Origin of the sequence: Streptomyces sp. NPDC045431 (assembly GCF_040646655.1) — a bacterium.
Classification (GTDB): domain Bacteria; phylum Actinomycetota; class Actinomycetes; order Streptomycetales; family Streptomycetaceae; genus Streptomyces.
The window spans coordinates 245938-271180 of the sequence record NZ_JBEZAQ010000008.1; the positions used below are offsets into that span (position 1 = coordinate 245938).

Sequence of the window (25243 nt, forward strand, 5' to 3'; positions counted from 1 at the left end):
GGTCAGGCCACCTTCTTGGCGTTCTCGATCGCCTTGGCGAGGTCCTCCAGGATGGGGGCGCACTTGGCGTACGAGTAGACGGGCTCGGTCACGCGCGGCACGACCTGGCCGGCCTTGACGGCGGGCAGCTGACCCCAGGTCGGCTTCGACTTCAGGGCCTCCGGCTGGAGCTGGGAGGAACGGTTGTCCAGGAGGATGATGTCGGCCTTGTACGTGTCGACCTCCTCCCAGCTGAGGCTCTGGAACCAGCCGCCCTCGTCCAGCTTGGTCGGCGCGACCAGGTTGACGCCCAGCTCCTTGAAGTAGAGCGTGTCGGACGGGCGGGCCGGGTCGGAGACGTAGAACGTGTCGGCGGCGGCCGAACCGATCAGGACCTTGATCTCCGGCTTGGCCTTGGCGGCCTGGCGCAGCCGGGCGGCCGCCTTCTCGAAGCGGGCCTTGTCGTCCTGGACCTTCTTCGCCTTGACGTCGGCGCCGAGCGCCTCGGCCAGGTCGACGTGGCGCTGGAGCACCTTGGGCATGGTGGCGTCGGCGGCCCACAGGGCGACGGCCGGCGCGACCTTGAGGATCTTGGCCTTCTGCTCGTCCGGGACGTACCAGAGCTGGTCCTTCTCCCACATGTCGGTGATGAGCAGCTCGGGCTGGAGCTTGAGGTACTCCTCGATCTTGAACTCGCCCCAGACGTTGCCGATGACCGCGACCTTGTTGATGTCGAGGTCGCCGGCCTGGACGTCGGGCACGCGCTTCTTGGTCTTCGGGTCCTCGACGTACGTCGGGCCGAAGACGCCCTTGACCTCGACGCCGAAGTCGTGGAGCGCGGCGGCCATGCCGGTGAAGGCGACGATGTTCTTCGGGGCGGCCTTCAGCTCGACGGTCTGGCCGCGGTCGTCCTTGAAGGTGAAGGGGCCGGACTTGGCGGCGCCGCCCTTGGCGTCGTCCTTCTTCGCGTCCTTGCCGCCGCAGGCCACGAGCGCGGCGCCGAGCCCGAGGGCGCCGCCCGCGGCGAGCAGACCGCGACGGGTGAATTGGGTGGCTCGTGCGTTGCTGGGCATGGCGGATCGCTTTCGTACGGCCGGTTTCGGCCACTGGGCAAGTTCGAGGGTAGGTTAGCCTAACCTCAGCCGTTGTCCAGAGTGGCCCCCGCCACATCGCCCGTCACGCGCCCCTGCCGCACCTTCTGACGCACGGCCAGCACCACGCACGCCACGGTCCCCACCGCCCCCACCGCGAGGCCCGGGTTCACATAGCCGGGGACCAGGTCGTACGACGCGTTGCACTTGGCCGAAAGCGGCAGCAGCGAGTCCGGGCCGGTCTCGTCGGGGGCGAACTCCTGGCCTCGCGACAGCGTGCAGAACTCCTGGCGGTCGAACGTGAACAGGCCCGCCAGGCCCCAGAGGTAGAGCAGCCCCGTCCCCAGCGCGAGGAGGACCGCGGCACGCGCCCAGGGATGGCCCGCCGTGGCCCTGACCACCATCCAGGTGATCAGAGCCACGACGCCGATCGGCAGCGCCAGAACGCCGATGATGTGGACAGCGGCCTCGAAATGCACCTGTTCCCCCCGGTTTTCGTCCGAGGGGTCAGGCTACGGCGGCAGGCGCTGCCCGCGGAGACCGGCTCAGGCCGAGAAGCCCAGCTCCCGGGCGATGAGCATGCGCTGCACCTCGCTCGTGCCCTCGCCGATCTCCAGGATCTTCGAGTCCCGCCACATGCGGGCGACCGGATACTCGTTCATGAAGCCGTAGCCACCGTGGATCTGAGTGGCCTCCCGGGCGTTGTCCACCGCCACCGTCGACGAGTACAGCTTCGCCAGGGCCGCCTCCTTCTTGAACGGCTCACCGTGCACGAGCCGCGAGGCGGCGTCGCGCCAGCCGATCCGGGCCATGTGGGCCCGCATCTCCATGTCCGCGAGCTTGAACTGGATGGCCTGGTTGTCGCCGATGGGCCGCCCGAACGCCACGCGCTCCTTGGCGTACTTCACCGACTCGTCCACGCACCCCTGCGCGAGGCCGGTGGCGAGCGCCGAGATGGCGATCCGGCCCTCGTCCAGGATCCGCAGGAACTGCGCGTACCCGCGGCCCTCCTCGCCCAGCAGGTTCGCCGCCGGGACGCGGACGTCCGAGAAGGACAGCTCGCGGGTGTCCGAGGCGTTCCACCCCACCTTGGAGTACGGCGCGGCGACCGTGAAGCCCGGCGTGCCGGACGGGACGATGATCGACGAGATCAGCGGCTTGCCCTCCGGGGTGCGGCCGGTGACGGCGGTGACCGTGACCAGGCCGGTGATGTCCGTACCGGAGTTGGTGATGAAGCACTTGCTGCCGTTGATGACCCACTCGTCGCCGTCGCGCACGGCCGTCGTGCGGGTGCCGCCCGCGTCCGAGCCGCACCCCGGCTCCGTCAGCCCGAACGCGCCCAGGATCTCGCCGCTGCACATCCGCGGCAGCCACTCCCGCTTCTGCTCCTCGGTGCCGAAGCGGTAGACCGGCATCGCGCCGAGCGAGACGCCCGCCTCCAGGGTGATGGCGACGGACGAGTCGACGCGCGCGAGCTCCTCCAGCGCGATGCCGAGGGCGAGGTAGTCGCCGCCCATGCCGCCGTAGTCCTCGGGGAAGGGCAGCCCGAACAGGCCCATCCGCCCCATCTCGCGGACGATCTCGTACGGGAACTCGTGGCGCTCGTAGAAGTCCCCGATCTTCGGGGCGACGACCTCGTGGGCGAACTCCTCGACGGTGCGGCGCAGTTCCTCGTGTTCCGGTGAGAGCCGGTGGTCCAGGGACATGGGTCGGTCACTCCTTGTGGGAGGCGTCCGCGCCGGCGAGGGCGCGGACGGTACGGGAGGGGCTCGGGCGGCCCAGGTGTCCGGCCAGCCACACGCTGGTGGCGGTGAGCCGGCCGAGGTCGACCCCGGTGTCGATGCCGAGGCCGTGGAGCATCCACACGAGGTCTTCGGTGGCGAGGTTGCCGGTCGCGGACTTGGCGTACGGGCAGCCGCCGAGGCCGCCCGCCGAGGCGTCGACCGTCGTCACGCCGTGCTGGAGCGCGGCGAGCGTGTTGGCCAGGGCCTGGCCGTACGTGTCGTGGAAGTGCACGGCGAGGGCGCTGGTGGGCACCTGCGCCTCGTTGAGGGCCGTGAGGAGCCGCCGCACGTGGCCGGGGGTGGCCACGCCGATGGTGTCGCCCAGGCTCAGCTCGTCGCAGCCCATGTCCATCAGGCGGCGGGCGACCCGGACGACCTGCTCGACGGGGACGGGGCCCTCCCACGGGTCGCCGAAGCACATGGAGAGGTAGCCGCGCACCGACAGGCCCGCCTCTATGGCGCGGGTGACGACCGGCGCGAACATGGCGAGCGACTCGTCGACGGTGCGGTTGAGATTGGCCTTCGCGAAGGACTCGGTGGCGCTCGCGAACACGGCGACGTCCCGCGCCCCGAGCGCCAGCGCCCGGTCCAGCCCGCGTTCGTTCGGCACGAGGACCGGCAGGCGTACGCCGGTTTCGCGGACGAGCGGGAACAGCTGCTCGGCGTCGGCCAGTTGGGGCACCCACTTGGGGTGGACGAAGCTGGTGGCCTCGACGGTGGTGAGCCCCGCGGCGGCGAGGCGCCGGATGAACTCGGCCTTCACCTCGGTGGGGACGGTGCCCTGCTCGTTCTGCAGACCGTCGCGCGGGCCGACCTCGTGGATCCGCACGCGGGCGGGCAGCCCGGGGGCGGGGACGGTCATGGGGAGTGCCCCGGGTCCGGTCGTCATGATTCCTCCCTCGGGACGACGACGGCCAGCACCTGGTCCATGGCGACGGTGGTGCCGGGGGTGACGTCGAGCTCGGCGACGGTGCCGTCGTGGGGGGCGGAGATGACGTGCTCCATCTTCATCGCCTCCACGACGACGAGTCCCTGCCCGGCGGTGACCTCGTCGCCGACGGCGACCTTGACGACGGTGACCGTGCCCGGCATGGGCGCGGTGAGCGAGTCGGCCCCCGCGTGCGCGGCGCGGCTCAGGGACGCCTCGACGGGGTCGTGGTCCAGGACGTTCCAGCTGTCCCCGTCGCGGCCGAGCCAGGTGCCGGCGCGGCGGAAGGTGTGGGTGAGGCCGTCGAGGGTGACGGTGACCCGGTCCTCGGTGACGTGCGCCTGACCCCGGGTCCGGTGAGTGACGGGTTCAGCTCCCGTTACTCGAAGCCAGTGGGTGACCGGCACGGGTTCTCCACCGAGGCGCCAGCCGCTCGGCACCGAGAACGGGTCGGTCCAGCCGGTGGCGTCGGGCCGGGGCTGGAGCCGGGCCTCGCGTACCGCCGCGGCGGCCTCGTACACCTCCTCCGGAACGCCGTCCGGAACCAGGCCGTCCACCTCACGCTCCACCAGCCCCGTGTCGAGGTCGCCCGCGACGACGTCCGGGTGGGCGAGCAGCCGGCGCAGGAAGCCGGCGTTGGTCGGCACGCCGAGGGTGACGGTGTCCGCGAGGGCGGCGCGGAGCTTGCGCAGGGCGGTGGGGCGGTCGGCGGCGTGGACGATGACCTTCGCCAGCATCGGGTCGTACAGGCTGGAGACCTCGGTGCCCTCGCTCAGGCCCGAGTCGGTGCGTACGCCGTCGCCCTGCGGCTCGTCGAGCGCCAGCACCGTGCCGCCGGAGGGGAGGAAGCCGCGGGAGGGGTCCTCGGCGCAGAGGCGGGCCTCGATGGAGTGCCCGGTGAGGGTGATGTCCTCCTGGGCGAAGGGGAGCGCCTCGCCGGCGGCGACGCGCAGCTGCCACTCCACCAGGTCCACGCCCGTGATCAGCTCGGTGACCGGGTGCTCCACCTGGAGGCGGGTGTTCATCTCCATGAAGTAATAGGAGGAGGGGTCGCCGCCCGGGACGATGAACTCGACCGTGCCCGCGCCGCGGTAGCCGCAGGAGCGGGCCGCCTGGACCGCCGCCTCGCCCATCGCCGCGCGGGTCTTCTCGTCCAGCAGGACGGACGGCGCCTCTTCGATGATCTTCTGGTGGCGGCGCTGGAGGGAGCACTCGCGCTCGCCGAGGTGCACGACGTTGCCGTGGCCGTCCGCCAGGACCTGGATCTCGATGTGCCGCGGCCGGTCGATCCACCGCTCGACCAGGAGCGTGTCGTCACCGAAGGAGGCGCGCGCCTCGCGCCGGGCCGCCGCGATCTCGTCCATCAGGGCCGACTCCACACGCGTGAGGCGCATGCCCTTGCCGCCGCCGCCCGCCGAGGGCTTGAGCAGGACGGGCATGCCGATCTCGCGGGCGGCGGCGGCCAGTTCCTCGTCGCTGAGCCCGCTCCCGGAGGAGCCGGGGACGACGGGGACGCCGGCGGCCTTGACGGTCTCCTTGGCCCGGATCTTGTCGCCCATCAGGGCGATGGCTTCGGCCGGCGGCCCGATGAAGACGATTCCGGCGTCCTCGCAGGCCCGGGCGAAGGCGGCGTTCTCGGCGAGGAAGCCGTACCCGGGGTGGACGGCCTCGGCGCCGGTGCGGGCGGCGGCCTCCAGGAGCCGGTCGACGCGCAGATAGCTGTCGGTCGCCGCGGGCGGTCCGATGCGTACGGCCGCGTCGGCCTCCCGTACGTGGCGGGCGTCGGCGTCCGCGTCGCTGAAGACGGCGACCGAGCGGATACCGAGGGCCCGCAGCGTACGGATCACGCGTACCGCGATCTCGCCCCGGTTGGCGACAAGAACAGTCGTGAACATCCCACCCTCACATCCGGAAGACGCCGAACTGGGGGTCACCCAGGGGCGCGTTGGCACAAGCCGTCAGGGCCAGACCCAGCACCTGGCGGGTCTCCAGCGGGTCGATCACACCGTCGTCCCACAGCCGGGCCGTCGCGTAGTAGGCGTTGCCCTGCCGCTCGTACTGGCCGCGGATCGGCGCCTTGAACGCCTCCTCGTCCTCCGTCGGCCACTGCTCGCCGCGCGCCTCCAGCTGGTCGCGCTTGACCGTGGCGAGGACGGAGGCGGCCTGCTCACCGCCCATGACGGAGATCTTGGCGTTCGGCCACATCCACAGGAAGCGGGGCGAGTACGCCCGGCCGCACATCGAGTAGTTGCCCGCGCCGTACGAGCCGCCGACGACGACGGTGAGCTTCGGTACGCGCGTGCAGGCGACGGCGGTGACCATCTTCGCGCCGTGCTTGGCGATGCCACCCGCCTCGTAGTCCCGGCCGACCATGAAGCCGGAGATGTTCTGCAGGAACAGCAGCGGGATGCCGCGCTGGTCGCACAGCTCGATGAAGTGGGCGCCCTTCTGGGCGGACTCGGCGAAGAGGATGCCGTTGTTGGCGACGATCCCGACCGGGTGGCCGTGGATCCGGGCGAACCCGGTGACCAGCGTCTGCCCGAACTCCGCCTTGAACTCCTGGAACCGCGAGCCGTCGGTGATCCGCGCGATGACCTCCCGGGCGTCGTACGGGGTGCGCGGGTCGACCGGCACCGCGCCGTACAGCCCGTACGGATCGACCTTCGGCTCCTCGACCGGCTCGACGGACCACGGCAGCGGCGCGCGCTCCGGCAGGGTCGCGACGATGTTCCGCACGATCCGCAGCGCGTGCGCGTCGTCCTCCGCGAGGTGGTCGGTCACCCCGGAGACCCGGGAGTGGACCTCGCCGCCGCCGAGCTCCTCGGCCGTGACGACCTCGCCCGTGGCGGCCTTCACCAGCGGCGGGCCGCCCAGGAAGATGGTGCCCTGGTTCCGTACGATCACGGCCTCGTCGCTCATCGCGGGGACGTACGCCCCGCCGGCCGTGCAGGAGCCGAGGACGGCGGCGATCTGCGGGATTCCGGCGCCCGACATGCGGGCCTGGTTGTAGAAGATGCGCCCGAAGTGCTCGCGGTCGGGGAATACCTCGTCCTGCATCGGCAGGAAGGCGCCACCCGAGTCCACCAGGTACACGCACGGCAGCCGGTTCTCCAGCGCCACCTCCTGCGCGCGCAGGTGCTTCTTCACCGTCATGGGGTAGTACGTGCCGCCCTTGACGGTCGCGTCGTTCGCGACGACCACCACCTCGCGGCCGCTGACCCGCCCGATGCCGGCGATCACCCCGGCGGCCGGCGCCTGGTCGTCGTACATCCCGTTCGCCGCGAGCGGTGCCAGCTCCAGGAACGGCGACCCCGGGTCCAGCAGCGTGTCCACCCGCTCGCGCGGCAGCAGCTTGCCGCGCGCGGTGTGCCGCGCCCGGGCCTTCTCACCGCCGCCCAGCCGCGCGGCGGCCAGCCGGGCGTGCAGATCCTCGACGAGCTCGCGGTGCGCGGCCTCGTTGGCCTGCCAGGCCGCGGAGGCGGGATCAGCCGCGCTGGTCAGCACGGGTGCCTGCTGCATCATGCCCCCAGTTAATGAGCGTTAACGTATGTCCATCAGGTTAACGACCGCTAACCGCGTTGTCTAGAATCAATCCCATGAGCACCAGGACCGACGCCCCGACGCGCCGCGAACAGATCCTCAAGGAGGCCGCCCGCCTCTTCGCCGAGCGCGGCTTCCACGGCGTGGGCGTCGACGAGATAGGGGCGGCGGTCGGCATCAGCGGCCCCGGCCTGTACCGGCACTTCCCCGGCAAGGACGCGATGCTCGCGGAGCTGCTGATCGGCATCAGCGAGCGGCTGCTCGACGGCGGCCGGCAGCGGGTGGAGGAGTCGGACGGCGACCCCGAGGCCCTGCTCGGCGCGCTCATCGACGGCCACATCGACTTCGCGCTCGACGACCGCCCGCTGATCACCCTGCACGACCGCGAGCTGGACCGCCTGCGCGACACGGACCGCAAACGGGTGCGCCAGCTCCAGCGCCAGTACGTCGAACTGTGGGTGGCGGTGGTGCGCCGTCTGTACCCCGCGCCCCCGGAGGCCGAGGCCCGGGCGACGGTCCACGCGGTGTTCGGCCTGCTGAACTCCACCCCGCACCTCGGCTCCGCCTCCGCGGGCAGCAGGGTGCTGGGCCGCGCGGAGGCGGAGTCCCTGCTGCGGCGGCTGGCGCACGGCGCGTTCGGGGCGCTGGCGTCGGCGCCGGCATCGGCCTCGGTGTCGGCCTCGGCCTCGGCGTCGGCGGAGTGAGGGGCCGGGCACGTGGCCGGGCGCTTGCCCGGGCTATCGAATTTCGATAGATTCCCATCGTTGCTCGATATGAGGAGGAGCGATGGGAAAGCTGACCGTGCTCGCGCTGCGCGCCGTGCTCGTGGTGCTGCTCGCCGGGTCGGTGTTCGTGGAGGCGGTGATGGTGCCACTGCTGGCCATCGACCTGAGGCAGCTGAACCCGGAGTACGCGTACCTGCGCGCCCCGCTTCTCGCGATCATGTTCCTGGGGGCCGTGACGTTCCAGGTCGTCCTGGTCTGCGTGTGGCGCCTGGTGACGATGGTGCGGCGCGGGACGGTGTTCTCGCACGCCGCCTTCCGGTACGTGGACGTCGTGACCGGCGCCTTCGTGGCGGCCGCCCTGCTGGTCTTCGCCCTCGCGGTCGTCCTGGCCCCGGGCGAGGCCGTCGCGCCGGGCATCGTGCTCCTCGTCTGCGGGGTCAGCCTGGCCGCCCTGGGGGTCGCGCTCATCGTGCTCGTCCTGCGGATGCTGCTCGCCCAGGCGACGCGGATGCAGGCCGAACTGGCCGAGGTCATCTGATGCCGATCGCCGTCGACATCGACGTGATGCTGGCCAGGCGCAAGATGTCCGTGGGCGAACTCGCGGAGCGCGTCGGCATCACCCCCGCGAACCTGGCGGTCCTCAAGAACGGCCGCGCCAAGGCGGTCCGCTTCGCCACGCTCGCCGCCCTCTGCGAGGCGCTCGACTGCCAGCCGGGGGACCTGCTGCGCTGGGAGCCGGAGGACTGACGGGTGAGGCCCCGCCGTACCCCTCCACCCCAGGTCGGAGAGGCCGGTCCTGCCCAGGTGTGATGCCGCCGCGGCCCCCGACTGACACGCTCGTCGCCGGGGTTGATCGCACGGACGACGGGGGCATGGCGTGACGGGGGAACAGGCGGGCACCGCCACCCAGCCGGTGGCGGGACAGGGGGACACCGGACGGCGGGTGCCGGAGGTCGACGCGCTGCGCGGCTTCGCGCTCGGCGGCATCGTCCTGGTGAACGTCCTGGTGCTGTCGGGGACCTACGGCCGCACGGCGGTCGACCCGGCCGTAGCCGGCGCCGACCTCGTGGCGCACTGGCTGGTCATCGCCTTCTTCGAAACCAAGTTCTACCTCCTCTTCTCCTTCCTCTTCGGGTACAGCTTCACCCTGCAGATGGAGTCGGCGCGGCGGGCGGGCGCGGCCTTCGTCCCCCGCATGCTGCGCCGCCTGACCGGCCTGCTGCTGCTCGGCGCCGCGCACATGGCGCTGCTGTACAGCGGTGACATCCTCACCATGTACGCCGTGCTGGGGCTGATCCTGCTCGCCGCGCGCAACGCGCCCCCCGAGCGCCTGTGGCGGGCCGCGCGCTGGTTCTACGCCGTGCCCGTGGTCCTGCTGGTCCTCGTCGGCGCGCTGGCCGGGGCCGCGTACACCCCCGACCCGTCCGCCACGGCCGACGCCACCCGGGAAGCCGCCCGGATCGCCGAGGAGATGCGCGGCGGTGCCGCCGACGTCATCGGCGCCCACCTCGCCACCTGGCCCGAGGCCATGGGCGCGCTGCTGCTCATGGGCGGTTCGATCGTGGCCGCCTTCCTGGTCGGCTGCGGGGCGGGCAAGCGACGCCTGCTCACGGGCGGCGTCGTCGACCCGGCCCGGCTGCGGCGCACCCGCGCCATCGGCCTCGCCGTGGGCCTGCCGGGCGGTCTCCTCATGGCCGCGGGCACCGTGGCACCCCTCCCGGAGCGCTGGGAGGTCGTCTGCTTCGCCCTGGGCATGGCCGCCGCCCCGATGCTCACCGCCGCCTACGTGAGCGCGCTGATGCTCTGGTTCACCACGCCGCGCGGCGCCCGCCTGGCCGCGCTGCTCGCGCCCGCCGGCCGGATGGCGCTCACCAACTACCTGTCCCAGTCACTGGTCTTGGCGCTGGTCTTCACCGGGTACGGCCTCGGCCTGTACGGCCGCACGGGCGCGGCGGTCGCGTGCGCCGTGGCCCTCGCCGTGTACGCGGCCCAGCTGTTCCTCAGCGCCCGGCTGATGCGGCGTTACTCCCACGGCCCCGTGGAGTGGGTGCTGCGCACGGTGACGCTGGGCAGGCCGCCACGCCGCTCCTGAACGCGGCCACCGCCGCCGCGCGCCGTCCACCCGACGGAATGGCGCCGCCACCGCGGGCGGCGGGCGGCAGAATGGGGGGCATGCCGATACCCAGCCGCGCCGCCCTCGTCGAGCACCTCGTCCGCACCCGGATCGCCGGAGACGTCGCCACACCCCGCGACAACAACCTCTCCCACTACCGCAAGCTCGCGAACGGCGACCGCCACTACTGGCTCGGGCTGGAGCTCGGCGACCGGTGGACGGACGAGCAGGACGTCCTCGCCGTCATGGCCGAGCGGTGCGGCGTGAACGACGACCCGGCGCACCGGGCCGGTCAGGACACCATCGATCCCGAGCTCACCGTCGACGGGCTGGAGCGCGCGGCGGCGCGGCTGCGGAAGGCCGCCGCCGGGAGGCAGCGGGTGCTGTTCGCGACCGGGCACCCCGGGGCGCTGCTCGACGTGCACAGCAGGACCGCCGCCGCGCTGCGCGCCGCCGGGTGCGACATCGTGCGCATCCCCGGCGGGCTCACGGCCGACGAGGGGTACGTCGTGCAGTTCGCGGACGTCGCCGTCTTCGAGCGCGGCGCGAGCCTGTGGCACACGCACTCGCCGGAGCCGATGAACGCCATCCTGGACCGGCTCGACGTGCAGCCGGACCTGGTCGTGGCCGACCACGGGTGGGCGGGACGGGCCGGGCAGCGCGGCATCGACTCCATCGGGTACGCCGACTGCAACGACCCCGCCCTCTTCATCGGCGAGGCCGAGGGCACCATGCAGGTCACGATCCCGCTCGACGACCACGTACTGGACCCGCGCTTCTACGAGCCGATGACCGAGTACCTGCTGGGCGCGGCGGGGCTGGTCTGAGGGTCCCGACGGGGAGGGCCGGGCGGTGGCGCACGTCCACGCCGGGCCCACACCCCGTCGGGCGACGCCTCACCCCCGCGGCACCCGCACCACGCCCTCCTGGATGACCGAGATCGCGAGGCGGCCGTCCCGGGTCCAGATGCGGGCCTGCCCCAGGCCCCGGCCGCCCGAGGAGGACGGGGACTCCTGGTCGTACAGGAGCCAGTCGTCGGCGCGGAAGGGGCGGTGGAACCACATCGCGTGGTCCAGGGACGCGCCGACCACGTCGCCGACCGCCCAGCCGCCGCGGCCGTGGGCGAGGAGCACCGAGTCGAGCAACGTCATGTCGGAGACGTACGTCGCCAGGCAGACGTGGAGCAGCGGGTCGTCGGCGAGCTTGCCGTTGGTGCGGAACCAGACCTGCGACCGGGGCTCGCGCGGCTCGCCGACGCTGCCCCAGGGCGGGGTGTCGGCGTACCGCAGGTCGACCGCCGCGCGGGCCTCGATCAGGCGTTCGGCGACCGGGGCCGGGAGGTGGCGCGGCAGGATCTCGGCGGCTGTGGGGAGGGTCTCGGGGTCCGGCGCGGGCGGCATGGCCGCCTGGTGGTCGAGCCCTTCCTCGTACGTCTGGAACGACGCCGAGAGGTGGAAGATCGGCTGGCCGTGCTGGACGGCGACGACCCGCCGCGTGGTGAAGGAGCGGCCGTCGCGGATGCGGTCCACGGTGTAGACGATCGGCGCGCCCGGGTCACCGGGGCGCAGGAAGTACGCGTGGAGCGAGTGGGCGAGCCGGTCCTCCGGGACGGTCCGGCCGGCCGCGACCAGCGCCTGGGCGGCGACCTGGCCGCCGAACACGCGCGGGACGAGGGCCGACCGGGACTCGCCGCGGAAGATGTCCTGCTCGATCCGCTCCAGGTCGAGCAGATCGAGCAGGGCGTCGAGCGGTTCCGTCACCTGGCTTACAGGCCCATCGACTTGGCGATGATGGTCTTCATGATCTCGCTGGTGCCGCCGTAGATGCGGTTGACGCGGTTGTCCGCGTACAGGCGGGCGATCGGGTACTCGTTCATGTAGCCGTAGCCGCCGTGCAGCTGGAGGCAGCGGTCGATGACGCGGTGGGCGACCTCGGTGCAGAACAGCTTGGCGCTCGCGGCCTCGGCCGGGGTGAGCTCGCCGGCGTCCAGGGCCTCCAGGGCGCGGTCGGCGACCGCCTGGGCGGCGTCCACCTCGGCCTGGCAGGCGGCCAGCTCGAACTTGGTGTTCTGGAAGGACGCGACCGGCTTGCCGAAGACCGTGCGGTCGGTGACGTACTGCTGGGCGAACCGGATGGCGGCGGCGGCCTGCGCGTACGCGCCGAAGGCGATGCCCCAGCGCTCGGAGGCCAGGTTGTGGCCGAGGTAGTAGAAGCCCTTGCCCTCCTCGCCGAGGAGGTCCTCGACCGGGACCTTGACGTCGACGAAGGCCAGCTCGGCGGTGTCGGAGGTCTTCAGGCCCAGCTTGTCCAGCTTGCGGCCGACGGAGTAGCCCTCGGACTTGGTGTCCACCGCGAAGAGCGAGATGCCGAAGCGGCGGTCCTCGGCGGTGGGGGCGGCGGTGCGGGCGCAGACGATGACGCGGTCCGCGTGGACACCGCCGGTGATGAAGGTCTTGGCACCGTTGAGGACGTAGTGCGTGCCGTCCTCGGAGAGCTTGGCGGTGGTCTTCATGCCCGCGACGTCGGAGCCGGTGCCCGGCTCGGTCATCGCCAGCGCCCACATCTCCTCGCCGGTGACGAACTTCGGCAGGAAGCGCTTCTTCTGCTCGTCCGTGGCGAGCATCTTGAGGTAGGGCAGGGCCAGCAGGACGTGCACGCCCGAGCCGCCGAACTGCACGCCCGCGCGCGCCGTCTCCTCGTACATCACGGCCTCGAACTTGTGCGTGTCCAGGCCCGCGCCGCCGAACTCCTCCGGGACGTTGATGCCGAAGACGCCCAGCTCGCCGAGCTTGTAGTAGAAGTCGCGGGGCGCCTGGCCGGCCGCGAACCACTCGTCGTAGACGGGGACGACCTCGGCCTCGATGAAGGCGCGGATGGTCTCCCGGAACGCCTCGTGGTCCTCGTTGAATACGGTACGGCGCACGAGCCGCCTCCTTCGGTTCCTGTCCTGGTCCGGCCGGTCGCTCCAACGCTCCGGCATGTGCCTAAGCGCTTGCTCAGCCTATGTCAGACGAAGTTACTCATCGGTCACCCGGTCTGTCCAGACTCCGCGTCTGTGATCCAGCGCCCTTCGGCGGAGTCGTACAGGTACGCCGGCCTCCCCGCGGTCCCGCTCGTGCGGAACGGCTTCCCGCCGTCCGTGATCCGCACCGTCCCCGAACGGCCCCCGGCGCTCCACTCCAGCTCCAGGTACCAGCGGCAGTCGCAGCCCGCCGTCCGGGCGGAGACGAGCAGCTCCTCGGGGTCGGAGGAGGTGACCTTGTACGGGAAGGAGACGGCCGGGATCGTCCGGACCTCGGCGCCGGAGGCGTCAAGGCCGTCGACGGGCCTCGCGAGCGGGCGCGGCCGGTCGAGGTCCACGGCGAAGTGGCGGGGGGTGACGGCGCCGCCGCAGCCGTTGTCCATCCGGTACGCGGTCCACGGCAGTGGTGCGGCCCGGTCGACCACGCGCACGTGCAGGGCCTCGAGGACGACGGCGTCGGACGGCGACCGGCCCTGGAGCGTGATCCGCACCAGCGCCTCCCCGCCGTGCACGGCACCGTGCGTCCCGGCCCACGCCCCGGAGTCGGCCGCGACCGGCGGCGGGGCGACCGCGCCGGGGGCCCGGTCCACGAGGTAGGTGTGCCCGCAGCCGCCCTGCCAGAGCTCGGAACCGATGGTCCAGGTGAAGGGGAGGGGGGCAGCGGTCCGCCCGGGAGGGGTGGAATCGGGAGCGGGGGCGGAAGCCGTACGGGTGGGGTGGCCGAGCAGGGCGGCGGCGAGGGCGAGCACGACGAGGGCGACGGCGGCGGCGACGAGGAGGGGAGCGGGGACGGCACGACGGGGGCGGGCGCGGGGCGCCTCCGGCGCGGACGGTTTCGGGGCGGGGGAGGGGCCCGGTTCCGGCGTGGTCGGGGCCGGGGCGGACGGTTTCGGGGCGGGGGAGGGGCCCGGTTCCGGCGCGGTCGGTTCCGGCGTGGTCGGGTCCGGGGCGGGGTCGGGGCCCGGTTCCGGCGCGGTCGGGGCCGGGGCGGACGGTTCCGGGTTCGATTCCGGCGCGGACGGGACAGGCGCAGGCGAGGGCACGGGCGAGGCCGTTCGGCGGCGGGCGCGGTCCGCCTCCGTCCAGGCCGCCTCCAGGGCCCGCCGTTCCTCCTCGTCCGCCCCGCACAGCAGGGCGAGGCGGTCGACCACGGCGAACCCCTCCGGGACGGTCGCGCCCGAGCAGTAGCGGTGGAGTGTGGACGCGCTGACGCTCAGGCGCCGGCCCAGCGCCTCGTAACTCCTCCCGTCCCGCGCCTTCAACGTGCGGACGAGCCCCGCGAACTCCTCGACGGCGGCGTCCTTCGGCATTCCATCCCCCTCGACCCTGCGTCCCACCCTTTACATCCCTGCACGTCAACGGGGGTGGAATGGTTCCGGGACGGATGGTGGGCGCGTGATCGTTGCGGGCGGCGGGCGCCGGCCCCACGCTGGTTGAGCACTGACCGAGCGAACGACCCGACGGGGGACCCACCACCATGAACAAGCTCCGTACCGTACTCGCCACCGCCACCGCCACCGCCGCCGCTGCCGCCCTGGGCCTCGCGGCCCTCGCCACGGCCCCGGCGCAGGCCGCTGCCCAGCCCGCCTTCCTCGCCGCCTCCGAGATGCCGCCGTCGTCGACGCCGTGGACCGCCACCCAGGTCTTCACCGGCGTCCCGGAGAACGGCGGCGTCCTCTGCGCCCCGTACAAGATCCCGGCGCAGAACACCCGCTACCGCGAGTTCAGCACCGAGCTCGACACCAACGGCGTCCAGGTCACCACCGTCGCCCGCACCGAGGCCGACGCCGTGAAGCTGGTCGCCACCCTCCGCACGGCCCTCGCCGGCTGCGGGCCCCTGCTGGAGCGGCAGAACCCGGGCCTGAAGGCCGTCAGCGCCTCCCACGGCAAGCTCGCCGTCGAGGAGGGCGCCTGGGTCTACAGCCTGGACACCGCCGACCCGCAGATCGGCATCACCGACATCCACCTCTTCTCCGTCGGCCGCGACGGCCGCACCGTCACCCTCGTCCGCTGGGGTCAGACGGGCGACCTCAAGGACGCCCCGCTGACCGCCTTCCGCACCACGACGAAGACCGCCGTCAACAAGCTCCACTGATCCGGGGGCTCTCCCAAGGGCTCACGCCGGCGTCCTGCTGTCCAGCCACAACGACTCAGCGCCAGCGCAGCGCGAACCAGAGCTCCATCCGCACCTCCGCGTCGTCCAGGTCCGCCTCCAGCAGCGCCGCGCACCGCGCGATCCGCTGCCGCACGGTGTTGCGGTGCACGCCGAGCGCCGTGGCCGTACGGTCCCAGCTGCCGTGCAGCGACAGCCAGGTGCGCAGGGTCTCGGTCAGCGGCTCCGTCAGCGGGTGCAGCAGGTGGCGGGCGTACGCCGCCGCCTCTTCGGGCGCCATCAGCCCGGCCAGGCCCGCCTCCCGGTGGTGCCGGGCCAGCGGTACGTGCCCGGCCTCGGCGCGGCGCAGTGCGCGGGCGGCCTGGAGGTCCGCGTCGCCGAGCCCGTCGGGGGCGGCCGGGGCGCTGACCCCGAGCGTCCAGCCCGGGTGCGGCGACGGCTCCCGGCCGGCGGGCAGCAGCGCCCGTACGGCGCCCGGCTCCCCGAGGTCCAGCAGCGGCGTGCCCAGCGGCGGCGGTGGGCCCTCGCCGCGCGCGTGCACCACGGTCCACGGGGCCTCGCCGAGCAGCGGGGCCACCTCGGCGGGCGCGGCGCCCAGCAGCAGGCGCACCAGGGCGGTCGAGCGCGCGGCCTCGTCGGCGCCCTGGTGCGGCGCGGTCAGCAGCGACAGCAGCACCACCGCCACGCCCGCGATCGTGTGGTCGCCCGGTTCGCGGCGCGCGGTGGCGAGCGCCAGCGTCAGGCGCAGGTCACCGCCGAGGGCGTACGCGGACAGATGGACCCCGCCCGAGGTGTCGGTCGCCGACGCCGGCGCCCGCGGGCCGGCCCGCACCACCCCGATCAGGCGCACCAGCGCCTCCCGGGCCCCCGGCTCCACGGGCCGCCCGGCCGCCGCGTACTCCGTGCCGTCCGGCGCGTACAGGGCGGCGCGGCCCGACAGGCGGGACGCCAGCGCGTGCAGCACCGCCGGTACCGGGTCAGGCCGCGCCGCCGCGGTCGCGAGCGACTGCTGCGCCTCCGTCACGCGCCGCAGCTCGTGGTGGCGCGCCTGCGCCATGAGCCGCCACACCGCGCGCCCCACCGCCGCGAACGGCGTCCTCGGCGGCACCTCCAGCAGCGGCAGCCCATGCCGGGCGCAGGCCGCGACCAGGGCCTCCGGCACCGTGTCGTAGACCGGCGTCACACCGAAGCCCAGCGCCGCCGCGCCCGCCGCGACCACGCGCGCGACGTACCGCTCGGGGTCCGTCAGCTGAACGCCCGCCGTCAGCAGCAGCTCGCCGCCGAGCAGATACGGGTACGGATCGGCCATCTCCGAGGTGTGCACCCAGTGCAGCTCCGCCTCCGGCGACCCGGCGATCAGCCGCAGACCCAGGTCCTCACGGGCGAGGAGTGCCGAGAGGGGGATGACCGGCCCGGGCGGGGCCGGCGCCGGTGTCGCCTCGGGCATGGACACTTCCTCCATCGAAGAGCGGGGTAGTGGAGGAAACGTACACTTCTGTCGGGCTTCCCAGCCACCTACTGTCGGGTCCAGGAGTACGAAATCCGCACCTCCGAACCTCCGCACGTCCGTACCGAAGGCAGAAGGCGACCGATCATGACCAGCACCCCCGAGACGCCGCGCGGCCCCATCGACTCGTCCCGCGTCCCGCGGTACGCCGGACCCGCGACGTTCGCGCGGCTGCCGCGGCTCGACGAGGTCGGCACCGCCGACGTCGCCGTCATCGGCGTGCCCTTCGACTCCGGCGTGTCGTACCGCCCCGGCGCCCGCTTCGGCGGCAACGCCATCCGCGAGGCCTCGCGCCTGCTGCGCCCGTACAACCCGGCCCAGGACGCCTCGCCCTTCGCGCTCGCGCAGGTCGCGGACGGCGGCGACATCGCCGTGAACCCCTTCAACATCAACGAGGCCGTCGAGACGGTCGAGGCCGCCGCCGACGACCTGCTCTCCACCGGCGCCCGCCTGATGACGCTGGGCGGCGACCACACCATCGCGCTGCCCCTGCTGCGCTCGGTCGCCAAGAAGCACGGCCCCGTCGCCCTGCTCCACTTCGACGCCCACCTCGACACGTGGGACACCTACTTCGGCGCCGAGTACACGCACGGCACGCCGTTCCGCCGGGCCGTCGAGGAGGGCATCCTCGACACCGAGGCGCTCTCCCACGTGGGTACCCGCGGCCCGCTGTACGGCAAGCAGGACCTGACCGACGACGAGAAGATGGGCTTCGGCATCGTCACCTCCGCCGACGTCTACCGCCGCGGCGCCGACGAGATCGCCGACCAGCTGCGCCAGCGCATCGGCGACCGCCCGCTGTACATCTCCATCGACATCGACTGCCTCGACCCGGCCCACGCCCCCGGCACCGGCACCCCCGAGGCGGGCGGCATGACCTCCCGCGAGCTGCTGGAGATCCTGCGCGGCCTGTCCTCCTGCAACCTCGTCTCGGCCGACGTCGTCGAGGTCGCCCCGGCGTACGACCACGCCGAGATCACCTCCGTCGCCGCCTCCCACACGGCGTACGAGCTGACGACGATCATGTCCCGCCAGATCGCCGCGGCCCGCGCCTGACCCTCCCCCGGGCGTCCCGGTACCGTTCCCCCGGGCCCCGCTGCTGCGGGACCGGGCGCCCAAGGGCCATGCCGCAGTACCTCATGGCGAGTGAGGTGAAGGGGCGCGGCTGTATCGAAAGGGAGAACGCGCGGAGGGTCGTGAGGAACGAACGACCCGAGCACGATCGACCGTCGATACAGCCTTTGGCGCCCCGGAGCCGAACCGAGCCTTCAAAAAAAGGGGACCACACGCGTGACGCACGACCACGACCTGGTGCTGAGGCCCACCGCCGCGCAGACCGCCGCCGCCCTCAACCCTCCGCCCGGCCGCACCGGCGGCGACCTCGTCGTGGAGACGCTGGCCGGGCTCGGGGCCACCACGGTCTTCGGCCTGCCCGGCCAGCACGCGCTCGCCCTCTTCGACGCGGTGGGCCGCTCGACGCTCCGGTACGTGGGCCTGCGCACCGAGAACAACGCGGGGTTCGCCGCCGACGCGTACGGCAGGATCACCGGCGAGGCCGCGCCGCTGCTGCTGTCCACCGGGCCGGGCGCCCTGATGTCGCTCGCCGCGCTCCAGGAGGCCGCCGCGGCCAGCGCGCCCGTGGTCGCCCTCGCCAGCCAGGTGCCGGCGGCCGGGCTCGGCGGCGGTCGCCGCGGGCACCTGCACGAGCTGCGCGACCAGCAGGCCTCCTTCCGCGACGTCGTGAAGTCGGTGCACACCGTCCGAACGGCGTCGCAGATCCCGTCGGCCGTCGCCGCCGCGTGGCGCTCCGCGCTCACCGCGCCGCACGGGCCCGTCTGGGTCGAGATCCCGCAGGACGTGCTGGCCGCCGAGACCCTCCTTCCGGTCGTCACCGCCCCGGACGCCTTCCCCGACGAGCTGGTGCCCCGCCCCGAGCTCACCGCCGTCGCCGCGCACCTGCTGGCGCACGCCGAGCGGCCCGCGATCATCGCGGGCGGCGGAGTCGTACGCTCCGACGCGTCCGGGAAGCTGCGGGCCCTGGCGGAGCGGCTCAAGGCGCCGGTGGTGACGACCTTCGGCGGCAAGGGCGCCTTCCCCTGGACCCACCCGCTGTCCCTCCAGTCCTGGCTGGAGGACCGCCACATGACGGAGTTCCTGGAGGACGCCGACGTCCTGCTGGTCGTCGGCTCCGGGCTCGGCGAGCTGTCCTCGAACTACCACACCTTCGCCCCGCGCGGCCGGGTCGTCCAGATCGAGGCCGACCTCGGCAAGCTGGAGTCCAACCACCCGGCCCTCGGCATCCACGCCGACGCGCGGCTCGCGCTCTCCGCCCTGCTGGAGACGCTGGAGGCGGTTCCGCCGCGCGAGGACACCGGCGCCGCCGAGCGCGTCCGTACGGTGCTGGGCAAGGTACGCGACCGGCTCGCGGCCCAGGATCTGACGCTGGAGCAGCGGGTGCTCGCCGCCGTACGCGAGGCCCTGCCGGACGACGCGCCCAGCTTCTGGGACATGACGATCCTCGCCTACTGGGCCTGGTCCGCCTTCGACGCCCGCCGCCCCAACACCATGCACTCCGCCCAGGGCGCGGGCGGCCTCGGCTACGCCTTCCCGGCCGCGCTCGGCGCGGCGTTCGCCGACCCCACCACCCCGGTCCTGGCCGTCTCCGGCGACGGCGGCGCCATGTACTCTCTCGCCGAGCTCGCGACGGCGAAGCAGTACGGCCTCGACGTCACCTGGCTCATCGTCGACGACGGCGGCTACGGCATCCTGCGCGAGTACATGACGGACGCCTTCGGCCGGGCCACCGGCACCGAACTGGCCCGCCCCGACTTCGTCGCCCTCGCCGGGTCCTTCGGCGTCCCGGCCGTCCGTACGACGCCGGACGCGCTGCGCGAGGACCTCGCCGCCTCCCTCGCCACGCCCGGCCCTTCGGTGGTCGTCCTCCCGGCGGTCCTGCGCATGTTCGCGCCGACGCACCTCACGGAGCCCGCCCCGCCCGGCGCATGAGGGGCCCGTGCTTCTCCTCGTACACCGACCGCTGCGCCTCGTAACCGGCCGTGAACTCGGCGGCCTCAGCCACACCGAGGTTGCCGGCGGGCAGGCCGCCGGCCGGGACGAAGCCGGGTATCGCGGCGAAGACCTCGGCGGCGGCCTCCGCGTGGGCGGGGCTCCGCCGTACCGCGAGGTGCAGGTGCTCGCCCACCGCCCGCAGGTGGCGTAGCAGCACGGTCCGCGGCGGCTGCATGGCCCTGCGGACCTCTTCCGGGCGCGCCATCCCCGCGCCGCCCGTGCCGATGACGCTCAGCGCCTCCAGCGTCGCGTACAACTGGCCGCAGAGGTACGGAGCCCTCCGCTCACCACCCGGCATGACCGTCCCCCCGCCCCGTTTCCCTCGATGGCCGCCGGGACTGACTACCCCTCACGAGGCGCGCGGGAACGCGGTTTCGGCGCGCCGCGCCGTAGATCGCGTACAACCTTCCGGCCGGTCACGCGTCTGGAAGGGCGTGACATCCATATTCCGCCATCCCCGGCGCGGCGCACTCCGCGCCGCCCTCGCCCTCGGGGTGCTGCTGCCCGTCGTCGCCACGGCGACGCCCGCGAGCGCCGCGCCCCCGGCCGTGACGTGTACGTCCGGCAAGTCCGGACTGGCCGCCAAGCTGTCCCAGGACATCGCCGCGGCCCTCAAGGGCCGCACCTCCATGACGGCCGTCGTCGTGCACGACCGCGTCACCAACACGCACTGCGAGCTCCGCCCGACGCAGAAGTTCGACTCGGCGAGCATCGTGAAGTCGACCGTCCTCGCCGCCCTGCTGTGGGACGCGGGCAAGCAGGGGCGCGGGCTCACCCAGCGCGAGGTCGACCTGACCACGGCCATGATCACCAAGTCGGACAACGCCTCCACCAGCACCCTGTGGAAGCAGCTCGGCGTGACCAAGATCAACGCCTTCCTGCGGGCCGCCGGGATGACCCAGACCGTGCCCGGCTCCGGCGGCTACTGGGGCCTCACCCAGATCACCGCCCGTGACCAGCGCAAGCTGCTCGACCTGGTCTCCGTACGGAACACCGTCCTGACCGAGAGCTCCCGCTCGTACATGCGCAAGCTCATGCGGAACGTCGTCTCCTCGCAGCGCTGGGGCACCCCCGCCGGCGCGCCCGCCGGCATGACCGTCCACGTCAAGAACGGCTGGCTGTCGCGCGCCACGCACGGCTGGCGCGTGCACAGCATCGGCGTCTTCTCCAGCAGCACCGCCAACTACTCGATCACCGTCCTCACGCACGACAACAAGACGATGAACGACGGCATCAACACCATCCAGGCCGTCTCACGGGTGGTCCACCGCGACCTCAACCCGACGCCGTCGAAGATGGGCAAGACGTTCCAGCTGCCCGCCGTCCCCCAGGAGGCCATGCCTCCGGTACCGGAGACGGGACCCGCCCACCCGGCGGGATGAAAATCGCATTTCAGCGTGTTGGTGCTTCCGGCGGAACAGACAACGGGAGGCACCAGTGGCGGCGGCGGACACGACCGCGGAACGAGGATGGGCACGGCGGCTGGCCGGTTACGCCTGGCGATACCGGCGCAACGTCGTGCTCGCCCTCGGTTCGTCCCTCGCGGGCATGGCCGTCATGGCCGTCGTCCCGCTGATCACCAAGATCGTCATCGACGACGTCATCGGTTCGGGAACCCGGTCCCTCGCCGTATGGACCGGGCTCCTCATCGCAGCCGCCGTCGTCGTCTACGCCCTGACGTACATCCGCCGCTACTACGGCGGGCGCCTCGCCCTCGACGTGCAGCACGACCTGCGTACCGAGATGTACGACACGATCATGAGACTCGACGGGCGGCGTCAGGACCAGCTGTCCACCGGGCAGGTCGTCGGCCGCGCCACCAGCGACCTCCAGCTCATCCAGGGCCTTCTCTTCATGCTCCCGATGACGATCGGGAACATCCTGCTCTTCCTGATCTCCCTCGGCATCATGGCGTGGCTCTCCCTCCCCCTCACCCTCGTCGCCATCGCCGTCGGCCCCGCCCTGTGGTTCATCGCCAAGCGCAGCCGCACCCGCCTGCACCCCGCCACCTGGTACGCCCAGGCCCAGGCCGGTCACGTCGCGGGCGTCGTCGACGGCGCCGTGTCCGGCGTGCGCGTGGTCAAGGGCTTCGGGCAGGAGGAGCAGGAGACGCAGAAGCTGCGGGAGGCCAGCCGCAAGCTGTTCGCGGGCCGCCTGCGCACCATCAAGATGAACGCCCGCTACACCCCGGCGCTCCAGGCCGTGCCCGCCCTCGGGCAGGTCGCCATGCTGGCGCTCGGCGGCTGGCTCGCCACCCGCGGCCAGATCACCCTCGGCACCTTCGTCGCCTTCTCCACCTACCTCGCCCAGCTCGTCGGCCCCGTCCGCATGCTCGCCATGGTCCTCACCGTCGGCCAGCAGGCCCGCGCGGGCGTCGAGCGCGTCCTGGAGCTCATCGACACCGAGCCCGTCCTGAAGGACGGCACGAAGGAGCTCCCGGCGGACGCGGCCGCGAGCGTCGAGTTCGACGACGTGTCCTTCGCCTACGAGGACGGGCGCCCGGTCCTGGACGGCTTCTCGCTGGAGATCCGGCCCGGCGAGACCGTCGCCGTCGTCGGATCCTCCGGCAGCGGCAAGTCCACCGTCTCGCTGCTCCTGCCCCGCTTCTACGACGTGACGCACGGCGCCGTCCTGGTCGGCGGGCACGACGTGCGCGAGCTGACCCTCGCCTCCCTGCGGGACGCCATCGGCCTCGTACCCGAGGACAGCTTCCTCTTCTCCGACACCGTCCGCGCGAACATCGCCTACGGCAAGCCCGACGCGACCGACGACGAGATACGCGCCGCCGCCCGGGCCGCCCAGGCCGACGGCTTCATCGGCGAGCTCCCCGACGGCTACGACACCAAGGTCGGCGAGCACGGGCTCACCCTCTCCGGCGGCCAGCGCCAGCGGATCGCCCTCGCCCGCGCGATCCTCACCGACCCGAGGCTGCTGCTCCTCGACGACGCCACCTCGGCCGTCGACGCGCGCGTCGAGCACGAGATCCACGAGGCGCTGCGCTCCGTCATGGCCGGGCGCACCACCCTCCTCATCGCCCACCGCCGCTCCACCCTGAACCTCGCCGACCGGATCGCCGTCCTCGACGACGGCCGGCTCTCCGACATCGGCACCCACGACGAGCTCCAGGAACGCTCCGCGCTCTACCGGCGGCTGCTCACCGACCCCGACGAGCTCGGCGGCGTCTCACCCGGCCACGCCCTGCCCGTGGACGTCCCCGAGGACCACACCGTCCGCGAGGAGCTCGACGCCGAGTTCGACGCGGAACGCGGCATCACCCCCGCCCTGTGGGAGCGCGACGCCGACGCGGCCGGCGCCGGTGGCGCCTCCGAGACCCCCGGCGCCACACCCGAGCTGCTCGCCCAGGTCGAGGCCCTGCCCCCGGCGGCCGACCCCCCGGACATCGACGAGGCGCGGGCGGTCACGCCCGAGGAGTCGTACGGGCTGCGCCGGCTGCTGCGCGGCTTCGGGCTGCCGCTCCTCGTCAGCCTCGGGCTCGTCGCGCTCGACGCGGGCGCGGGCCTGCTGCTACCCATCCTCATCCGGCACGGCATCGACGAAGGCGTCGAGCGGCTCGCCCTCGGCGCGGTATGGGCCGCGTCGGCCCTCGGGCTGCTGACCGTCGCCGTGCAGTGGGTGGCGCAGACCGGCGAGATCCGCATGACCGGCCGCACCGGTGAGCGGGTGCTGTACGCGCTGCGCCTGAAGATCTTCGCCCAGCTGCAGCGCCTCGGGCTCGACTACTACGAGCGCGAGCTGACCGGCCGCATCATGACCCGCATGACGACCGACGTCGACGCCCTGTCGACGTTCCTCCAGACCGGACTCGTCACCGCCTTCGTCTCCGTGGTGACCTTCTTCGGCATCATGGTCGCCCTCGTCGTGATCGACCTCCAGCTGGCCCTCGTCGTCTTCGCCACCCTGCCGGTGCTCGTCGTCGGGACGGTGTTCTTCCGCCGGTCGAGCGTCAAGGCGTACGAGCTGGCGCGCGAGCGGATCAGCGGCGTCAACGGCGACCTCCAGGAGTCCGTGTCCGGGCTGCGGATCGTGCAGGCCTTCCGGCGCGAGCGCGCGGGCGCGGCGCGCTTCGCCGAGCGCAGCTCGGAGTACCGCGAGGCGCGCGTCCGGGGCCAGTGGCTGATCTCCGTCTACTTCCCCTTCGTGCAGCTGCTGTCGTCCGTCGCCGCGGCGGCCGTCCTCATCGTGGGCGCGGGCCGCGTCGAGGCGGGCACCCTCACCACCGGCGCCCTCGTCGCGTACCTGCTCTACATCGACCTCTTCTTCGCGCCCGTGCAGCAGCTGTCGCAGGTCTTCGACGGCTACCAGCAGGCGACGGTCTCCCTCGGCCGCATCCAGGAGCTGCTGCGGGAGCCGACCTCGACGGCCGCGCCCGTGCGGCCGCGTTCCGTGAGCGCGCTGCGCGGCGAGATCGCCTTCGAGAAGGTCTCCTTCGCCTACGGGGACGAGGAGGAGGCGCTGGCGGGGGTCGACCTGCGCATCCCCGCCGGTCAGACCGTCGCCTTCGTCGGCGAGACCGGCGCCGGCAAGTCGACGCTCGTCAAGCTCGTCGCCCGCTTCTACGACCCGACCGCCGGCCGCGTCACCGTCGACGGCACCGACCTGCGCGAGCTCGACCTCACCGCGTACCGCCACCGCCTCGGCGTCGTCCCCCAGGAGGCGTACCTCTTCCCGGGCACCGTCCGCGACGCCATCGCGTACGGGCGCCCCGGGGCGAGCGACGCGGAGGTCGAGGCGGCGGCGCGGGCCGTCGGCGCGCACGACATGATCGCCACGCTCGACGGCGGCTACCTCCACGAGGTCGCCGAGCGCGGCCGCAACCTCTCGGCCGGCCAGCGCCAGCTGATCGCCCTCGCCCGGGCCGAGCTCGTCGACCCGGACGTCCTCCTCCTCGACGAGGCGACGGCGGCGCTGGACCTCGCGACGGAGGCCCAGGTCAACGCCGCGACCGACCGCCTGGCCGGACGCCGCACCACCCTGGTGGTCGCGCACCGGCTCACCACGGCGGCCCGCGCGGACCGCGTGATCGTCATGGACCACGGCCGCGTGGCGGAGGACGGCACCCACGAGGAGCTCCTGGCGAGGGGCGGGCGGTACGCGCGGCTGTGGGCGACGTTCGTGGGGGAGGCGCCGGTGGTGGCGTGAGGGTGGCTCGCGCCGGTGGGTGCGGGACGCTGCGCGGTGCTTCTGCCCGGTGGGCGGCTTTCCGGCGCGCCGTGGCTTGCGCCGGTGGGCGTGGGTCGGGTGCCGGGGGTTCCGGTGGGGGGTGGTCGGACTCTCGTTCACCGCGCTTCGCGCGAGTTCAGTCGTTTTACGTCCGACCACCCCCCACCCCCCACGCTCCACCCCCGACCCCC

The 25243-nt window shown here is 73.1% G+C and carries 21 protein-coding genes; 10 read left to right on the forward strand and 11 right to left on the reverse strand.

Annotated elements, in window-relative coordinates:
* Positions 1 to 2: 2 nt before the first annotated feature.
* The 6 genes from AB0A69_RS19645 to AB0A69_RS19670 all read right to left on the reverse strand — a co-directional run bounded on the left by AB0A69_RS19645 (position 3) and on the right by AB0A69_RS19670 (position 7301).
* Positions 3 to 1052, reverse strand: a complete 1050-nt coding sequence (locus AB0A69_RS19645) for an ABC transporter substrate-binding protein (protein ID WP_361423088.1) — start codon at positions 1050 to 1052, stop codon at positions 3 to 5.
* A 65-nt stretch (positions 1053 to 1117) separates the two neighbouring features.
* A complete protein-coding gene (locus AB0A69_RS19650) occupies positions 1118 to 1549 on the reverse strand; it encodes a hypothetical protein (RefSeq protein WP_361423091.1) in 432 nt (143 codons plus the stop codon).
* Between the two features lie 66 nt (positions 1550 to 1615).
* Positions 1616 to 2776: an acyl-CoA dehydrogenase family protein gene (locus AB0A69_RS19655; protein WP_361423094.1), complete on the reverse strand. Its 1161-nt coding sequence runs from the start codon at positions 2774 to 2776 to the stop codon at positions 1616 to 1618.
* 7 nt (positions 2777 to 2783) lie between these two features.
* A complete protein-coding gene (locus AB0A69_RS19660; RefSeq protein WP_361423097.1) occupies positions 2784 to 3743 on the reverse strand; it encodes a hydroxymethylglutaryl-CoA lyase in 960 nt (319 codons plus the stop codon).
* Entirely contained in the window at positions 3740 to 5677 is a 1938-nt protein-coding gene (locus AB0A69_RS19665; protein ID WP_361423100.1) for an acetyl/propionyl/methylcrotonyl-CoA carboxylase subunit alpha, read from the reverse strand. The genes AB0A69_RS19660 and AB0A69_RS19665 overlap by 4 nt, the downstream gene beginning before the upstream one ends.
* A gap of 7 nt (positions 5678 to 5684) precedes the next feature.
* A complete protein-coding gene (locus tag AB0A69_RS19670; RefSeq protein ID WP_361423209.1) occupies positions 5685 to 7301 on the reverse strand; it encodes a carboxyl transferase domain-containing protein in 1617 nt (538 codons plus the stop codon).
* 77 nt (positions 7302 to 7378) lie between these two features.
* On the opposite strand from AB0A69_RS19670, the gene AB0A69_RS19675 reads away from it, so the two are divergent.
* The 5 genes from AB0A69_RS19675 to AB0A69_RS19695 all read left to right on the forward strand — a co-directional run bounded on the left by AB0A69_RS19675 (position 7379) and on the right by AB0A69_RS19695 (position 10987).
* Entirely contained in the window at positions 7379 to 8026 is a 648-nt protein-coding gene (locus AB0A69_RS19675; protein ID WP_361423103.1) for a TetR/AcrR family transcriptional regulator, read from the forward strand.
* An 82-nt stretch (positions 8027 to 8108) separates the two neighbouring features.
* Positions 8109 to 8585 (forward strand): DUF2975 domain-containing protein, encoded by a 477-nt coding sequence (locus tag AB0A69_RS19680; RefSeq protein ID WP_361423106.1) that lies wholly within the window; start codon positions 8109 to 8111, stop codon positions 8583 to 8585.
* Positions 8585 to 8794: a helix-turn-helix transcriptional regulator gene (locus tag AB0A69_RS19685; RefSeq protein ID WP_361423109.1), complete on the forward strand. Its 210-nt coding sequence runs from the start codon at positions 8585 to 8587 to the stop codon at positions 8792 to 8794. The genes AB0A69_RS19680 and AB0A69_RS19685 overlap by 1 nt, the downstream gene beginning before the upstream one ends.
* Before the next feature lie 130 nt (positions 8795 to 8924).
* A complete protein-coding gene (locus AB0A69_RS19690; protein WP_361423112.1) occupies positions 8925 to 10139 on the forward strand; it encodes a DUF418 domain-containing protein in 1215 nt (404 codons plus the stop codon).
* Between the two features lie 80 nt (positions 10140 to 10219).
* The gene (locus tag AB0A69_RS19695) at positions 10220 to 10987 is read left to right on the forward strand and encodes a phosphatase (protein ID WP_361423115.1); all 768 of its coding nucleotides are present in this window, start codon (positions 10220 to 10222) and stop codon (positions 10985 to 10987) included.
* Between the two features lie 69 nt (positions 10988 to 11056).
* Here the strand turns inward: AB0A69_RS19695 and tesB are convergent, their stop codons facing one another.
* From tesB to AB0A69_RS19710, 3 genes are all read right to left on the reverse strand, one after another.
* Positions 11057 to 11920, reverse strand: a complete 864-nt coding sequence (gene tesB, locus AB0A69_RS19700) for an acyl-CoA thioesterase II (RefSeq protein ID WP_361423118.1) — start codon at positions 11918 to 11920, stop codon at positions 11057 to 11059.
* Positions 11921 to 11925: 5 nt separating this feature from the next.
* A complete protein-coding gene (locus AB0A69_RS19705; protein ID WP_361423121.1) occupies positions 11926 to 13083 on the reverse strand; it encodes an acyl-CoA dehydrogenase family protein in 1158 nt (385 codons plus the stop codon).
* A gap of 104 nt (positions 13084 to 13187) precedes the next feature.
* Positions 13188 to 14492 (reverse strand): helix-turn-helix transcriptional regulator, encoded by a 1305-nt coding sequence (locus AB0A69_RS19710; RefSeq protein WP_361423124.1) that lies wholly within the window; start codon positions 14490 to 14492, stop codon positions 13188 to 13190.
* A gap of 167 nt (positions 14493 to 14659) precedes the next feature.
* Between AB0A69_RS19710 and AB0A69_RS19715 the strand changes: the two genes are divergently transcribed.
* A complete protein-coding gene (locus AB0A69_RS19715) occupies positions 14660 to 15277 on the forward strand; it encodes a hypothetical protein (RefSeq protein WP_361423127.1) in 618 nt (205 codons plus the stop codon).
* Between the two features lie 55 nt (positions 15278 to 15332).
* Here AB0A69_RS19715 and AB0A69_RS19720 read toward each other — a convergent pair whose 3' ends face one another.
* Positions 15333 to 16742: a PucR family transcriptional regulator ligand-binding domain-containing protein gene (locus tag AB0A69_RS19720; RefSeq protein ID WP_361423130.1), complete on the reverse strand. Its 1410-nt coding sequence runs from the start codon at positions 16740 to 16742 to the stop codon at positions 15333 to 15335.
* A gap of 147 nt (positions 16743 to 16889) precedes the next feature.
* Between AB0A69_RS19720 and speB the strand changes: the two genes are divergently transcribed.
* The gene (gene speB / locus AB0A69_RS19725) at positions 16890 to 17858 is read left to right on the forward strand and encodes an agmatinase (protein ID WP_361423133.1); all 969 of its coding nucleotides are present in this window, start codon (positions 16890 to 16892) and stop codon (positions 17856 to 17858) included.
* Between the two features lie 234 nt (positions 17859 to 18092).
* Positions 18093 to 19808, forward strand: a complete 1716-nt coding sequence (locus tag AB0A69_RS19730) for a thiamine pyrophosphate-binding protein (protein ID WP_361423136.1) — start codon at positions 18093 to 18095, stop codon at positions 19806 to 19808.
* On the opposite strand, the gene AB0A69_RS19735 is transcribed toward AB0A69_RS19730, so the two are convergent.
* On the reverse strand, positions 19780 to 20169 hold the full coding sequence (locus AB0A69_RS19735; protein WP_361423139.1) for a hypothetical protein: 390 nt from the start codon (positions 20167 to 20169) through the stop codon (positions 19780 to 19782). The two genes, AB0A69_RS19730 and AB0A69_RS19735, sit on opposite strands and share 29 nt — an antisense overlap.
* A 196-nt stretch (positions 20170 to 20365) precedes the next feature.
* Here AB0A69_RS19735 and AB0A69_RS19740 point away from each other — a divergent pair, with 196 nt between their 5' ends.
* Positions 20366 to 21253 (forward strand): serine hydrolase, encoded by an 888-nt coding sequence (locus tag AB0A69_RS19740; protein ID WP_361423212.1) that lies wholly within the window; start codon positions 20366 to 20368, stop codon positions 21251 to 21253.
* A 55-nt stretch (positions 21254 to 21308) separates the two neighbouring features.
* On the forward strand, positions 21309 to 25031 hold the full coding sequence (locus AB0A69_RS19745; protein ID WP_361423142.1) for an ABC transporter ATP-binding protein: 3723 nt from the start codon (positions 21309 to 21311) through the stop codon (positions 25029 to 25031).
* Positions 25032 to 25243: the final 212 nt, after the last annotated feature.